13 protein-coding genes are annotated in these 15,211 nt (G+C 52.7%); 7 read left to right on the plus strand and 6 right to left on the minus strand.

Annotated elements, in window-relative coordinates:
- Positions 1–7 precede the first annotated feature (7 nt).
- From glp to LPB67_RS16745, 7 genes are all read left to right on the plus strand, one after another.
- Positions 8–1,306 (plus strand): gephyrin-like molybdotransferase Glp, encoded by a 1,299-nt coding sequence (gene glp / locus LPB67_RS16715; RefSeq protein WP_262838424.1) that lies wholly within the window; start codon positions 8–10, stop codon positions 1,304–1,306.
- 155 nt (positions 1,307–1,461) lie between these two features.
- A complete protein-coding gene (locus LPB67_RS16720; RefSeq protein ID WP_262838425.1) occupies positions 1,462–2,307 on the plus strand; it encodes a peptidylprolyl isomerase in 846 nt (281 codons plus the stop codon).
- A 99-nt stretch (positions 2,308–2,406) separates the two neighbouring features.
- Positions 2,407–2,739 carry a ComEA family DNA-binding protein gene (locus LPB67_RS16725; protein ID WP_262838426.1) on the plus strand — a complete coding sequence of 111 codons (333 nt, stop codon included), beginning with the start codon at positions 2,407–2,409 and terminating at the stop codon, positions 2,737–2,739.
- A gap of 216 nt (positions 2,740–2,955) precedes the next feature.
- Complete coding sequence (locus tag LPB67_RS16730; RefSeq protein ID WP_262838427.1) at positions 2,956–4,215, plus strand: hypothetical protein; 1,260 nt, start codon at positions 2,956–2,958, stop codon at positions 4,213–4,215.
- 9 nt (positions 4,216–4,224) lie between these two features.
- Positions 4,225–4,665: a substrate-binding domain-containing protein gene (locus tag LPB67_RS16735; protein ID WP_262838428.1), complete on the plus strand. Its 441-nt coding sequence runs from the start codon at positions 4,225–4,227 to the stop codon at positions 4,663–4,665.
- Positions 4,666–4,691: 26 nt separating this feature from the next.
- The gene (locus LPB67_RS16740) at positions 4,692–6,305 is read left to right on the plus strand and encodes a sensor domain-containing diguanylate cyclase (protein WP_262838429.1); all 1,614 of its coding nucleotides are present in this window, start codon (positions 4,692–4,694) and stop codon (positions 6,303–6,305) included.
- A gap of 277 nt (positions 6,306–6,582) precedes the next feature.
- Positions 6,583–7,242 (plus strand): hypothetical protein, encoded by a 660-nt coding sequence (locus LPB67_RS16745; RefSeq protein WP_262838430.1) that lies wholly within the window; start codon positions 6,583–6,585, stop codon positions 7,240–7,242.
- Between the two features lie 30 nt (positions 7,243–7,272).
- On the opposite strand, the gene LPB67_RS16750 is transcribed toward LPB67_RS16745, so the two are convergent.
- From LPB67_RS16750 to LPB67_RS16775, 6 genes are all read right to left on the minus strand, one after another.
- Positions 7,273–7,872 (minus strand): DUF924 family protein, encoded by a 600-nt coding sequence (locus LPB67_RS16750; protein ID WP_262838431.1) that lies wholly within the window; start codon positions 7,870–7,872, stop codon positions 7,273–7,275.
- 145 nt (positions 7,873–8,017) lie between these two features.
- On the minus strand, positions 8,018–9,520 hold the full coding sequence (gene rmuC, locus LPB67_RS16755; RefSeq protein WP_262838432.1) for a DNA recombination protein RmuC: 1,503 nt from the start codon (positions 9,518–9,520) through the stop codon (positions 8,018–8,020).
- A 135-nt stretch (positions 9,521–9,655) separates the two neighbouring features.
- A complete protein-coding gene (locus LPB67_RS16760; protein ID WP_262838433.1) occupies positions 9,656–10,075 on the minus strand; it encodes a group II truncated hemoglobin in 420 nt (139 codons plus the stop codon).
- Positions 10,076–10,170: 95 nt separating this feature from the next.
- A complete protein-coding gene (locus LPB67_RS16765) occupies positions 10,171–12,696 on the minus strand; it encodes an ABC transporter permease (protein WP_262838434.1) in 2,526 nt (841 codons plus the stop codon).
- A 155-nt stretch (positions 12,697–12,851) separates the two neighbouring features.
- A complete protein-coding gene (locus LPB67_RS16770; RefSeq protein WP_262838435.1) occupies positions 12,852–14,093 on the minus strand; it encodes a cystathionine gamma-synthase family protein in 1,242 nt (413 codons plus the stop codon).
- 140 nt (positions 14,094–14,233) lie between these two features.
- On the minus strand, positions 14,234–15,115 hold the full coding sequence (locus LPB67_RS16775; protein WP_262838436.1) for an alpha/beta fold hydrolase: 882 nt from the start codon (positions 15,113–15,115) through the stop codon (positions 14,234–14,236).
- Positions 15,116–15,211 lie beyond the last annotated feature (96 nt).

The following is a 15,211-nucleotide window of genomic DNA, read 5'->3' on the forward strand; positions in this document are numbered from 1 at the left end:
ATCCAACATGGCTTCCACTACCGCTCCAGCCAGCCTGCATGATGTCGTCAGTTGCCTGTCCGACTATGATCCCAACGCCGTGCCGGTGGCTCAAGCACAGCACATCATCCGGCAATTTATCACGCCCATCTCATCCATTGAAAAAGTGGCGATACGTCAGGCCTTAGGGCGTGTTCTGGCAACAGATATCGTCTCCGGCATCAATGTACCGGCGCATGACAATTCGGCGATGGATGGTTACGCATTGCGTGGCAGCGACTTATCGCCGGATCAAGCTATCACCTTAAAAATCAAAGGCACGGCTTATGCCGGACGAGCCTTCGAGGGAGAGGTCCATCCCGGCGAATGCGTCCGCATCATGACCGGCGCCGTCATGCCAGTCTCCTGCGACACCGTGATTCCGCAGGAATTCACGCTGAATACAGATACAGAACAAGTAACCATCCCCGCCGGAAAAGTAAAGACCGGCGACAACCGCCGCTTCAAGGGGGAAGACCTGGCGATCGGTAAAACCGCTCTGACTAAAGGGAAAATGTTACGACCTGCCGATCTGGGGTTACTCGCCTCACTGGGCGTCGCAGAAGTGCCGGTGCAAAGACGGCTGCGTGTCGCATTTTTTTCTACCGGCGACGAATTGCGTTCGCTCGGCGAGACGCTCGACGAGGGGTGCGTGTACGACAGCAATCGCTATACCTTGCACGGCATGTTGACTCGTCTCGGTTGCGATATCGTTGATATGGGGGTGATAAAAGATGATCCCGTCTCGCTCGCAGCGGCGTTTCGTTCGGCCGCTGAAAATACCGATGCCGTCATTACCTCGGGCGGCGTTTCTGTCGGTGCGGCCGACTACACCAAGCAGATGATGGCGCAGTTAGGTGACGTGGCATTCTGGACTATTGGCATGCGGCCAGGTCGTCCTATGGCATTCGGCAAAATCCAATCAGCGGGAAAAAGCGCGTATCTTTTTGGATTGCCTGGCAATCCCGTCGCCGTCATGGTGACTTTTTATTTTTTTGCTCGCAATGCCTTACTGCACATGATGGGTGCAAACATTCCTGAACTTCCCTTGGTCCCGGCGGTCTCACTAGCCAGTTTGCGCAAGCGGCCCGGCAGAACCGAATATCAGCGCGGCATCGCGTCGGTATCGCCGAGCGGGCAACTTCAGGTCGCGATTACTGGTTCGCAAGGTTCCGGTATTTTGCGTTCGATGTCGGAAGCTAATTGCATGGTCGTGCTGCATCACGATCAAGGCAATGTGGACGCCGGCGGCAAAGTCGATATCCTGTTATTTGAGGGATTGCTGTAGCGGGTACAGCAAGGATAATTTGTCCCTCAAACAGATAACAAAACATTACAGCAACAACCTGATCGGCAGACCGAGTGAGTCACAGCTGATTTATCAGTGCCGTTTTTTTTGCAAAATCAATTACGTATACCTCATTATTTTTTTAGGAGAACACATTGAAATTACTACACTGGATCGCCGTTAGCTGCGCGAGTCTTACTTTGCTGACTGCCTGCGGCGGCGGTAGCGGCTCTACCAGCACCGCCTCAACCGTATCCGTCACCGCAGTCACCACGGATCAATTGCTCTATCGCAAGGTCACCAATATGACCATCGTCGGTAAAAACCTCGATCTTGGCATCAACATCTCCAATCCTGGCTGCCTCAAAATCACAGAAGTCGCTGGCGGCAGCTCCACACAACGCGTCTTTGCTTGCAAAATGATCGCCACAGGTACTATTGCCGTCTCGATTACCGCCGGCGACAACTCAAAACTATATTCCGGTTCATTGACCATTCCACTGGCGGCACAACCTCAAGTCACGATGAAAACCACTTTGGGCGATATCGTGATTGAACTCAATCCCGCCAAAGCGCCAATTTCTGTCGATAATTTCTTAAATTATGTAGAAAATGGCTTTTACGTGAACAAGATCTTCCATCGCGTGGTCAATAGCACTTCCTACTCGATTGCTCAGGGCGGCGGCTATACCAGCGATTTGCAACAACCGACCCCGCCCTTCGCTGCGATCAAACTGGAGTCGAATAACGGCCTCAGCAATCTGCGCGGCACAATCGGCATGGCGCGTACCAGCGCAGTCGATTCTGCGACATCCCAGTTTTATTTCAACGTCGCAGATAACACCGGCTTCGACTACACCGCCAGCAATCCTGGTTATGCGGTCTTTGGCAAAATTGTGACTGGCCTGGATATCATGGACAAGTTTAAAACTGTCGCCACGAATTCAAATGATGTGCCAAGCACAGCAATCTTCATCAACGCAGTGATACAAACACAATAATATGGTAGGCTAGTCCGGGTAATTTTTAGTGTCGTTAATTTACCTGTCTCTTCAATGTCCATCACCGTCTCCGGGCGGGCAACACATAAAGGAATCATGATGAATAAACTGTTGAAATCGATTCTGTTCGCAAGTATGACTATGCTGGCAATCAGTGCGGCACAAGCGAAAGACGAACCAAAAAAAGCTCCGGCGTCTGTTTCTGCTTCAGCCTCCGCTAAAGTTGAGCTGCTGGATTTGAACAGCGCGACAAAAAAAGAATTATCCGAACTTCCTAAAATCGGCGATGTGCGCTCAGACGCGATTATCAAAGGCCGCCCTTACAAAGGCAAAGACGATTTACTGAATAAAAAAATCATCCCTGAAGATGCCTATAACAGCATTAAAGATCTGGTGATTGCGAAACAAAAAACAGACGCTAAAAAGAAATAAGATTTTTACGCGTATGTCTATGCGACTGCGCTATGACATCAGTACGACCCAAAACAGAAAGCTGGTCTAAAACCAGCTTTCTGTTTTTCCGCGATACCACAAAATTTTACTCAATTTTGCCACATGGAATGACAAGGTTGTCAGCCTATTTTCAAATGTGTAAGATAAAGCCGGGCACATTTGCATCAAAACCTGTTCGATAGAAATCTGGATCCCATGCTGGACTTAACCACCCGACGATGTTTTCCGGTTTTTTGTTTGCTGTTATGCGTCCAGCAGGCTGTCGCAGCCGATGGCGACAAGCCCTCATATTCCATTAGCGGCTTCGGTACTGTAGGTGCCGTCTATAACTCGAATCAGCACGCCGACTTCGTCCGGGATTTGCTGCAATCGGAGGGTGTCGGCCATACCCGCAAGCTCGATTTGGGTGTCGACTCCCTGCTCGGACTGCAAGTCACCGGGGCGTCGCGGGATAATCTTGATGCAACGCTGCAAGTCGTCAGCCGCCGCGCGCAAACTGGCTTTGATCCCCAAATCACCTGGGCATTCGCTCGCTACAGCCCGAATGACAATCTACAATTCCGCGCTGGCAGATTAGGCTTTGACGTCTATCTGCTGGCGGATTCACGCAATGTCGCCTACTCCTACCTGTGGGTACGCCCTCCCGTCGATTATTTCGGCAGCATTATCGTGTCGTATATTGACGGCGCGGACGTCGTGATCAAATATCCGCTGGGCTCTGGTATTGCACGCATGAAGGCATATGCCGGTAAAGCACGTGAAAAAAGTTCGACCGGAGTACCCGACGGCTATTTCTCGCTAAACGGCTCCGATGTGGCCGGCGGCCACTTGGAGTACCAGACGACTTCCTGGGCATATCGACTCGGCTACAGCCAATTAAGATTTAAAAATGAATTTCCAGGTTTGTCTGAACTGATCGATGGCCTACGTTCGCCGGTAATTGCCACGCTGAGTCCGATGGCAAAAACGGTAGCGGACTCGGTCGGTTTTCAGGATAAAACCATCGGCTACCTATCGGCGGGAATTGCTTATGACGAGGGACCGCTGCAAGCCCAGTTGATGCTCAGCAGGACAAAAGCCGGCATATTAGGATTTCCTGGCTTTGCAGCGGGCTACGTTACCGTCGGTTACCGGACCGGCAGATGGACGCCTTTTGCGACGTATTCCGCGGTACGCCCCCTGCATAGAACGAATGACGGCAATACGGGGCTGCCGTCGGGCGTAAATCCTTTTGTTGATGCGCTGATTGCGGGTAGCTACAACGTGGCGCACAGCACACTCAACGAACAGGCAACAATGTCATTTGGCATGCGTTATAGCTTAAGTGACAAGGCAGACTTAAAACTGCAGCTCGATCACATCGATAATACGCAAGGGCTTTTAATACGCAAACAACAACCTGGCTGGAATGGCAAAGCAAATCTGCTGAGCATCTCAGTCAATTTTATATTTTAGGCGAGCGCAATGACCACGCTCACCGCTCTGGTTCGGCTAATTTCGCTAAGCTTTGTTTGCCTGCTAAGCTGGGATACAATGGCCGCCGATTTTGTTGTCATCGCCAACCTGAACAGCGGCATCGACAAAATGACTAAAGATGAAGTCATCAATGTTTATATGGGTCGCTATCGCAAACTGGCATCCGGTATCAGTGCACAACCTCTTGACCTCATTAATCCCCTGTCTGAGAAGAGTAAATTTTACGCGGTCATGGTCAACAAAGAACTACCGGAAATCAATTCTTATTGGGCGCGTCTGATGTTCTCAGGGCAAGGTTCGCCGCCACTCCAGGTCGATAACATTGAAGAGGTTCTGGAGATTGTCAGCAGTAATAAAGGCGCAATTGCGTATATCGATAGAAAAAAAATCGACAAGCGCGTTAAAGTTGTATTTGATTCTTCACAGTAAAGATAAAACTACCCTCAACTAAAAACATGCTTCAACGACTCCGCACCAGCATTGTCTATCGCAGCGCATTTATTGTGCTGAGTATTTCCTTGCTGGTCGGCAGTTTTTTTGCTGTCTTCACCTATTACTGGACTTCCCACGTAGAACAAGAGCGGGCGAATAGCCGGATGGGAGAACTGCTCAGCACCGTCGAGAGTACGACAAGTATTGCCTGCTACCTGGCGGACATGAACCTCGCCTCCGAAGTCAGTCGCGGCCTGCTCAAGAACGAAGATGTCGAGAGCATCCGGATTTTTTCCGGCTCAGGCATATTGGCGCATATGAGCAAACACGTCGGCGCTAAAGAAGTTAAATCGGGTAACACGATCGTGATTCCTGACAAAGCGGCACCGACTATGCGCGATGTATTTTCTCCATTCAATGCAAAAGAGAAGGTATGCCAGATTGAACTGGAGCCGAATCTGCTTTTTATCCGCCAGCAAGTCGACGACAAGGCGCGCTTTATCGGTTATCTCCTGATGTTGCAAGCCTTACTCATGGCATGCGCGGTCGTCTATATCGTCCTCACCACCATTACCCGCCCTATCAAAACCATTTCAGACCAGCTACACGGCCTCACTCCGGAAGCCGGAGTTAAATTAGCACTTCCCACCGGGAATGAAAAAGACGAAATTGGTCAACTGGTGCGCGATGTTAATCATATCGTCGGAAAATTCGTTCACATTCTTGATGAGGAACGTCAGTTAAGAATCAAACATGAAATCGGCGAGAAAAAATTCCAGACGATCTTCAATAATGCAGAGACAGGTATTTTTTTATTAAAGACATCGGGTGAAGTCATCTCATACAACCATGCCTTTTTGCGCTTGCTGGCGATAGATGAAAATACCTCGGCAGACAGGGTGAATACCGCCTTAACCAATGCGCTGGAAGGCCAGGAATTACGCTTGCACCTAATGATAGATAAGGCAACCACTCAGGACCAAGTCTTGTCCGAGGATTTTTCTATCGAAGTCGGCCAGCCGCCGCAAAGAAAATGGCTGCATGTCGTCATGAGCCCTGTCGAAGAAGGCGTCTTGCAAGGCCTGCTGAACGATATCACCGACCGCAAGAGCGGCGAAGAAGAGGCCAATCAACTCGCCGTCACCGATCATTTGACAGGTACCTTTAACCGTCTCGGTTTTGACAAAGAAATCACGCGCTTAAAACACGAAATGCAACGCGGTAATGTGACAGGATTTTTCTTATTGCTGATTGACCTGGATAAATTTAAAGAGGTTAACGATCGGTATGGCCACGATATCGGCGATCAGGTGCTGTGTCACTTTACGCAGATCGTCAGCAGGGTACTCAGGAAATCCGATTTCATCGCCCGTCTCGGCGGTGACGAATTCATTCTGCTCCTCCAAGATCTGCAGCAGCTCGACAAAGCCAAAGAAATCGCGCAAAAAATTATCGATCAGACCAGCGCCCCCTTGTTGCTTAACAACGCCATACAAGTACAAATTGGCGCCAGCATTGGAGCCACCTATGTAGCGCATGCCGGTTTTGATAAAAATGAGATCATCCGTGAGGCCGATGAAGCGATGTATGCGGTAAAAAAATCGGGTAAAAACAATTTCCGGATGCACCAATCCTGATGCTCTCTCAGCAGACTCAGGCTCTGCTTTTGTCATCAAAATTTCTGATTCAGTGATGGACTTTGAGTGGCAAATGAGTATAAAACAAAATCCACACATAGCATTGATGCGCCTCCCAGCATGATTCTGGCCTGAGAGGCGCATCCATACAGCGGCATTCAATCAAATTTTCTTATTCAGAGCGTTCTGAACTTATTGCACATATTGCCGTCAAAAATACGCGTTTATCTTTGATCAACAGTATCAACAACCGTCGGATCGTCAATAAGGATGTTTCATGCGCGGTTCCAGGCACTCTAATCGTCAGCAGCCAGAATGGCAAACCGCAGGCTCTGGCCAGCGCCTGGCATCCGCTGCGCTCGCTGGCTTGATCAGTATTTTTATGCTGGTGCAACTCAATCAGCGACCTGGCCTTCAGGTTGCCCGCCCAAGCGCAGAGATTCAAGTCAACTTGCTGAGAATGGAATTACGTCCCTGGCAAACGACGCAACAGCCAGTTGAAAAGCAACATATTTCAGCACCGCCTCCAAAAAACCGGAAACGCATCACAGCTGCCGCTGCGGTGAAATCGAACTCAGCAACAAGTATGCGCAGCACACCGGCGACCAATACGCCAGCCAGCTCTCCTGAACCAATCGCCATCACGGGCAACGCCACTCCGCTGTTCAGCAAGGATGCGCTGGCCATGCCGGGCCTGGAGATCGACAGTCAGGCCATCGGCAGAGCCTACAAAAATAGCCGGAGCGAGATACAGCAAATGGCGGACAGCAGTGCGAAAGAAATGAATACGCCGGTCGCCACCAGATATGAGCAATTCCAGGCCAAGGCAGATAAGGCAAAAATTCAAGACTGCATTAAGCCGATGAATATACCAAGCGTCAATTTACTTTTAATCCCCGTCATCGCTTATGCAGCCGCGACCGGCAAGTGCAAATAAGCAGGCAAACGTCGCTGACGGAGCCTGATCTCAAAACGACGAACCTGGCTCAGATAGAAAAAGAATTTCTTCCGGTGTAGATGCACGGCCGAGTATCTGATTGCGATGAGGAAAACGTCCAAACCGCGCAATCACCTCGCGGTGTCTGATTGCATACTTCAGATAGCCATCGAACAGCGACTGTTGCTGCTCTGTCGCAACCGCTGACAAGGACGTGAACAAAGCAACTGCCCGATCTTGATCCTCCATTGATTCGGAATGCTCTAAAGGTAAATAGAAAAATACTCGCTCTATCAATCTGAGTTGCCGGTCATAGCCGCTCGCCAGGCCATCTCGGCAAAGACTGCGGGCAAGCGCATCATAAGCAAATGCCCGCGGCGTCCCGCGATACATATTGCGGGGAAATTGATCGCATAACAGGATCAAAGACAGGCAGCCATCCGGCGTCGATTTCCAGCTATCGAGCGCGCCACTGGCGACTTGCTCTGTCACTCCGGCAAAGCGTTGCGTAATCAACTGATCCAGATCAGCATTTTTTGACCACCAGAGTTTCGCCTGGGTCGCGGCAGTGATGGCATCATCGGCCTGATCGCCGAACCAGAATGCCTTGATACTGACAGAAGTTTCCATCGTGGCTTCCCTATTTATTCAGCAAGGTGCGCCATGCATGCCGCTTGGCGACTTGATCCTTGTTCCAAGTCGATTGGTGCGCATGGCGCAGCCGATGACAGTTCCGGCTGTTCCATTTGCGGAACAGTCGGAACACGCCAACATATCAACCGACAGTGTCTGCATCCCCCGGATCATCCAGACCTAAATCTCCGTCCACGCCTAACAGACTTTGAGCAGAATCGGATGGCAAGGCTTCGACTGACTTCAATTTTTTGCTCATTTGACGCGTACGCACTTCTGCCTTATCGATGTTGTCTGCGGCTCTGACCAAGGCGGCTTTGGTGGACGCAAGTACATCGCCAAACTTGCCAAATTCGGTCTTGACCGCACCCAGCACTTGCCAGACTTCGGACGAACGTTTTTCCAGCACCAGGGTACGGAAACCCATCTGCAAACTATTCAGCAGCGCCGACAAGGTCGATGGACCAGAAATCGATACGCGGCAAGTACGCTGCAATTCGTCCGCCAATCCGGGACGGCGCATCACCTCGGCATACAGACCTTCGGTCGGTAAAAACAGGATCGCAAAATCGGTCGTCAACGGTGGCGACAAATATTTTTCTGCAATGGTTTTTGCTTCTGAACGAATCGCGCGCTCCAGCTCCTTGCCGGCCTGTGCCACGCCGTCGGCATCGGCACGCTCGGCAGCGTCGAGCAAACGCTCATACTGTTCTTTAGGAAATTTTGCATCAATCGGCATCCAGACAGGCGCCCGGTCGTCTTCCTTGCCCGGCAATTTGATCGCAAACTCGACGCGCTCACCTGAGCCGGGTACCGTCTCGACATTTTTTGCATATTGTTCCGGCGTGAGCATTTGTTCCAGCACCATTTCCAACTGCACCTCGCCCCAGGTACCGCGCGTCTTGACGTTGGTCAGCACGCGTTTCAGATCACCGACACCGATCGCCAGTTGCTGCATCTCGCCCAGGCCCTGATGCACTTTTTCCAGACGATCAGAGACTTGCTTAAACGACTCACCCAAACGCTGCTCCAGTGTGGCATGCAGTTTTTCATCAACGGTCTTGCGCATCTCTTCCAGCTTGGCGGCATTATCGTCTTGCAGATGTTTGATTTTTTCTTCCAGGGTCGCGCGCACTTCCGCCATCCGCAAGGCATTCGATTCGGTCAGGGTTGCCAGGCTTTGATTCAGGGTATCGCCGAAGCGTTTCAGGCTCAAGGCTTGCTCGTCGCGCGAGTTTTGGCTTTGCTGTATCAAGGCTAAACGCACTTGCTCCAACTGCTGCGCATTCGTCTCGGTCAGCTTGATCAATTGCTGAGAAAACGCATCAATCTGATTGTTTTGCAGTGTCGCTACGCTGGTCAGTTGCGCCGCCAGAGTTTGCTGAAGCTGCGAAAAATTCCCCCCTAATTCCTGTCGTGTGGCCTGCGCTGTAGTTTGCACTTGTTCGCGCAGGGAGCGCTCGGAACGCTCCTGGGATTGGTGCAATTGTTCTTGCTGTTGTTGAGCTTGTTGCAGCGATTGCTGTAATGCGGTTAGCTGAGAGTCGACCTCGCCGCTACTGCTTCGGCTGCGAAGCAAGACGAGTAAATTCACCACCAACAGGATAACGAGTGTGATCAGAACCAGGATTTCTATCAAATTCATATAAGTGATTTTTATGTATTATTGAATTGCGCGTTGAAGTTTGGAATTTTAAATTTCATTTCCCTCGCCCGCTTGCGGGCGAGGGAAATATATTCGTCTCTATTTTCGTTAGCCAACCTACCAATTCATCCTTGCTCATCCCTGCTTATTCCGCATCCAATCCGCCGTCTGGTAAAACGACTGCATCAAGTGCTGCTGCAAGTCTTCCACAATACCCACATCCTGCATTGCCCACGCCATGCAACGCAGCCATTGATCGCGCTCACTGCTCGCAATGGCATACGGCAAATGACGGGCGCGCAAGCGCGGATGACCGAATTGCTCTATGTAGAGATTCGGACCGCCCATCCAGCCGGACAAAAACCAGAACAGCTTATCGCGTGAGCCATCCATCGGTGTCGGATGCAATGCGCGTATGCCGGCAAATTCCGGTTCCAGCTCCATCAGGTCGTAAAAACGATCGACCATCTCACGCAGCTTATCGGCGCCGCCGATGAGTTCGTAGAGATTCGATTGATCTTCTCCATTGCTTTCTGTCTTTGTTTCTGTATTCATTACTCTCAACAATTCACTATTCACAGGACCTATCCATATACGCTGATACGCACCGGATCCACACATCAATGGTGCGCATGGCGCACCCCACTTTTCTACCCTTCGCGCAGACTCACCAAAGGCGGTTGGTTCAATACATTGCGCAATCCGATCCAGCCGCCGATCAGCGCACAGGTCGCGCCGACGCTTAATCCGGCCAGCCAGACCAGCGGCGAGAAGTTCCATTCAAATTCAAAACTGAATCGCGCCAATGCCCAGCCGATAGCCGAGGCGCCGCTGGCAGCGAGCAAGCCAGCCAGGCCGCCGACCAGTAAAAATTCTATCCACTGCGCCTGCGATAATTGCCTGCGGGTTGCACCCAGGGCGCGCAGCAAGGCGGCTTCGCGCATGCGCAGGTCTTGCGAGCCGGCCAGTGCGGCGTATAAGACCAGCACGCCAGACGCGAGCGTAAACAGGAATAAAAATTCGACGGCGCTGACCACCTGATCGAGCACGCTCTGGAGTTGCTTGATCATGCTACCGACATCGACCACGGTCAAGTTGGGGAAGTCCAGCGTCAGTTGATTCACGAAATGTTGATCGCTCTCCGGCAAATGGAAGGCGGTGATCCAGGTTTGCGGCAAGTCGGCAACCGCGCTGGGATTCAGAATCACAAAAAAGTTGACGCGCATCGATCCCCAATCGAGTTTGCGCAAACTCGTCACCGTCGCCGTCACTGGCTGGCCCGCGACATCGAAGCCCAGTTTGTCACCCAGTTTCAGGCCCAGGGTTTTAGCGATCCCCTCTTCTACCGATGCTTCGGCTTGCGGATGCGCGCCGCTCTCCTGGTACCATTTTCCGGCGATGAGTTTATTCGCTGCGGGCAGGTCGCGCATGGTTGAGAGATTGAACTCTCTATCGACCAGGCGCTTGGCTCTGTCGTCGGGATAGGTCTCGCCTGTGATCGCCTTGTCGTTCACTTGTATCAGGCGGCCGCGTATCATTGGATACAAGGGAGTTTGATTGCGTATCTTGTCGCCCGCGATGGATTGCAGACGTCTGCCGATGTCTTCTTTTTGATCGGGCTGGATATTGATCACGAATTGATTTGGCGCATCGGCCGGAGTCGCGCTTTTCCATGCGCTGATCAGATCGGCACGGATCACCGTCAACAACAGCAAGGCCATCAAACCCAGCGCCAGCGAGACCACTTGTATCACGGTCGCGCCGGGGCGGCGTTGCAGTGCGGTGATCGCAAAACGCCATGCCGTGTGACTGTTCAGATTGCGCACGCGCTTTAATGAAGCCACTGCAAGCCAGGCAATCAGGGCGAAGGCCAGCAGGCCGAGCAAAAAACCGGATGCCGTCAACAGGCCTAATTTTACATCGCCAGCCTGCCACAGCAACAAGCCAACGAACATCCCCAAGCCAAGCGCATAAGTCGCCAGCGTCATCGCTTGCGGCGCATCTTGCTCGCGGCGAATCACGCGGTTGTGCGGGACGTTGCGCAATTGCAGTATCGGCGGCAAGGCAAAGCCCATCAGCAACAGCAAACCTGTCGCAATCCCTTGCAAGGCCGGCTGCAGGCGGGCGGGCGGCAGATCGCCGGAGACCAACTTACCCAGCCATTCAAGCAAGACATAATGCCCGGCAAAACCTACAATGACGCCAGCTGCGCTGCCCAGCAATCCGACCATCAAAAACTCCATCAGATACATGCCCGTGACCTGGTTCTGGGTCTGACCGAGGCAGCGCAACATCGCGCAGGCATCCAGATGGCGCAGCATGAAGCGACGGGCCGCCATGGCGACCGCCACCGCTGCCAGCATGGCCGACAATAATCCGACCAGCGACAAGAATTGCTCTGCCCGGTCCAGCGTGGCGCGCATTTCAGGACGACCTGATTCCAGGGATTCCAGGCGCACACCTTTGGCCTGCTGGCGCTCTATGCTGTCTTGCAGCCATTTCTGGAACTGGCTGATGGTGTCCGCCTTGCCTGCCAATAGCAGCCGATAAGTGACGCGGGAGCCGTTTTGTATCAGCCGGGTATCGGCCAGATCGCTGATGTTCAACATCACACGCGGCGCGAAATTCATAAATGCAGCGCCACGATCCGGTTCATTGGCAATCAATTGCGTGACCGTGAGTGTTTTATCGCCGAGCTTCAGCGCGTCGCCGATTTTGAGCTTCATACCGGATAACAGCGTCGGGTCGATCCAGACGGTGCCGGATGCCGGGATCAGCTTGGTGATGAACTCAGGCCCCTGTTGGGTCTGGCTGAGCTTGAGGTTGCCGCGCAAAGGATAGCCGGGCGTCACGGCCTTCAGCGCCACCAGTTTGGTGCTGATGGCAGCGCCCTCACCGGCAATCGCCATGCTGGGAAACACCACGGTTTCTGCCATGGTCAGGCCACGCTTTTGCGCCTCGGCACGCCAGGCCGGATTGATCGCCTGATCGGCACTGACCAGCAAATCCGCACCCAGCAATTGATGCGCATCGCGGTTCAACCCGTTACGCATCCGGTCGACGAAGAAGCCGACCGAGGACAAAGACGCAACCGCGATCATCAATGCCACCAGCAAGAAGCGCAATTCACCCGCCCGCCAGTCACGCATGGTCATACTGAATGAGAGTCGTAACATGGCGATCTTTCTGCTGAAGAAAATGATTAGGAAATACTACAAGGATTCGGGGGAAATAAGATATACGTGGGAGTATCCAACTTTAAACCTTAATTCCGCATATCCAATAAGCGGTGCAGGTCTTTATATGTCGATACCCTATCCCAGTATAGCAATCAGGCAGTCAAGGCTTGCTTGAAATCGCCCAGCAAATCCTGCGTATCTTCAATACCGACGGAGACCCGAATCAGCGAATCGGCAATCCCCATCGCCGCCCGGCGTTCCGCCCCCATCTCAAAGAAGATGGTGTGCGCAACCGGAATCACAAGAGTCCGCGTATCGCCCAGATGGGTCGCCGAGATCGGCAGGCGCAAGCGATTCAGGTAATCGAAGCAATCAATGTCCGGCTTCAATTCAAAACTGAACAGAGCGCCGTAACAACGGAACAAGTCGCTGGCGATCGCATGCTGGGGATGCGAGCTCAAGCCCGGGTAATGAACGACCTCGACCCGCGGATCATGTGCCAGCATCTGCGCCAGCGCCAAGGCATTCGCGCATTCACGCTCCAGGCGCAAGGCGATGGTCTCGGCACCGACCGCGATCTGATGCGCCGCTTCCGGCGACAGCGATGCGCCAAAGTCACGCAAGGCCTTGGCACGCACCTGCGCCATGCCCCACTGCGGCGACGGTGTTTTTTTGAAATTGGCGGCGATATGCGGATACGCAGACCAGTCAAACTCGCCCGTATCGGTCAAGGCACCGCCGAGGACGTTGCCGTGCCCGGCAATCGATTTGGTCAGCGAATTCACCACCAGTCCGGCACCGACGCTCTTGGGACGGAACAGATACGGCGAGGTCATAGTGTTATCCACCACATACAGAATCCCGCGCTCACGGCATAAGTCGCCAATCCGCTTTAAATCCGCAATCTGGGTACGCGGATTGGCAATCGTCTCGACAAACACCATGCGCGTATTCGACGTGATCGCGGCAGCCACATTCGCAACATCGGTCGCATCGACAAAACTCACGTCCACGCCCTGCGCCGCCACGGTTTGCCACAAGCTATTCGTGTTACCGAATAAAAACGAGGATGAAATCACCCGGTCGCCCTGACGCAACAAGGCCTGAAACACCGCGCCTATCGCCGCCATGCCGGTCGCGAAGCAAATACTCGACAGGCCATTCTCCATCCTGGTGATCTTGTCTTCGAGCGCTGACACGGTAGGATTGCCTTGCCGGCCATACCGGTAACCCGATTGCTTGCCCTGAAATACTGCCGCCAGATCGCGCGCATCGTCATAGCCGTAGAACACTGAAGTATGCACAGGTTTATGCGCCGAACCGTGTTCTATCGCTTTTTGGCGGTCGCTATGAAGAATAGTCGTGGTGAAGCCGTAAGATGCTTTTTCGCTCATGATGGAATCGGGTCGTAGAGATAGAGAACAATCCCGTCAGTTTAACCGAGATTGCCTGTCAGAACGCGCAGCGGGCGAGGCGAGGTTTAAAACCGGAATAAGTCTGTTTTTCGAATCATGGCGTAATGTGCCCAGGGAAACTAGTCGAGCAAAAACGCTTCGATCAGCTTCGCCAAAATCTCGGGCTGATCATGATGCAGCATGTGTCCGGCATCCCGTATCATTTCTTTGCGCAGATGCGGGATATGTGCGAGCCGGCGGTCGATTTCAATGCGCGCTTCCGGCTTCGGCCCCATCCAATGCCAGACATTGGTATCGTCCGCCTCGAACCATAAGGTCGGCGCAGTATTTTTTTGCCAGCAGGCCATGACTTCTTCGACATGGTAAAGCAAAGGGCTGGTCAGCTTGTGGGCCGGATCGCCCAGAATTTCCCAGCGGCCTTCATCGTTTTGCCTGGCCCAATGCTGCGATAAGAATGCCGCCCGCTCATCGGACAAGCGCGGATTGGTTTTTTGCAAGCGCCCGGCAACGTCGGCCTGAGTGGCATAAGTGCGCAATACCGGTGCCTCGCGCAATTCATCCAGCCACTTCAGGTAGCGACCCGGTGCCTGATCCGGCCTGGTGGTCGGCATGCCAAAACCTTCAAGATTGATCAGCTTCCTGATCCGCTCTGGCCGCACGCCGGCATAGATACCCGCCACATTGCCGCCCATGCTATGTCCCAGTAGATTAACGGCGCCATCAGGCGAATAATGCTGCAAAATCGCATCCAGATCGCCCATGTAGTCGGGGAACCAATAACAGTCTGCATGCGGCGTATCGGTCAGGCCGAATCCGCGCCAATCCGGCGCAATCACATGCCAATCCTGTTGCAGGCAATCGACTACAAACTGGAATGAGGCCGACACATCCATCCAGCCATGCAGCATCACGATCCTGGGTGCAGTATCACGTCCCCAATGGCGTACGTGATACTGCAGGCCGCGGATGGCAATGAATTCTGAGCGAGATGATTTGTTCATGAGATTAATAATTTTCGTGAATAAACAGAGAGCTTGCGACATCGGCAAGCGCGTTTTTCGTTTAGGATTAGCTGTAGTTTACAACAAACAATAGCA

This window comes from Undibacterium sp. Jales W-56, assembly GCF_025548535.1.
Lineage (GTDB): Bacteria > Pseudomonadota > Gammaproteobacteria > Burkholderiales > Burkholderiaceae_D > Undibacterium.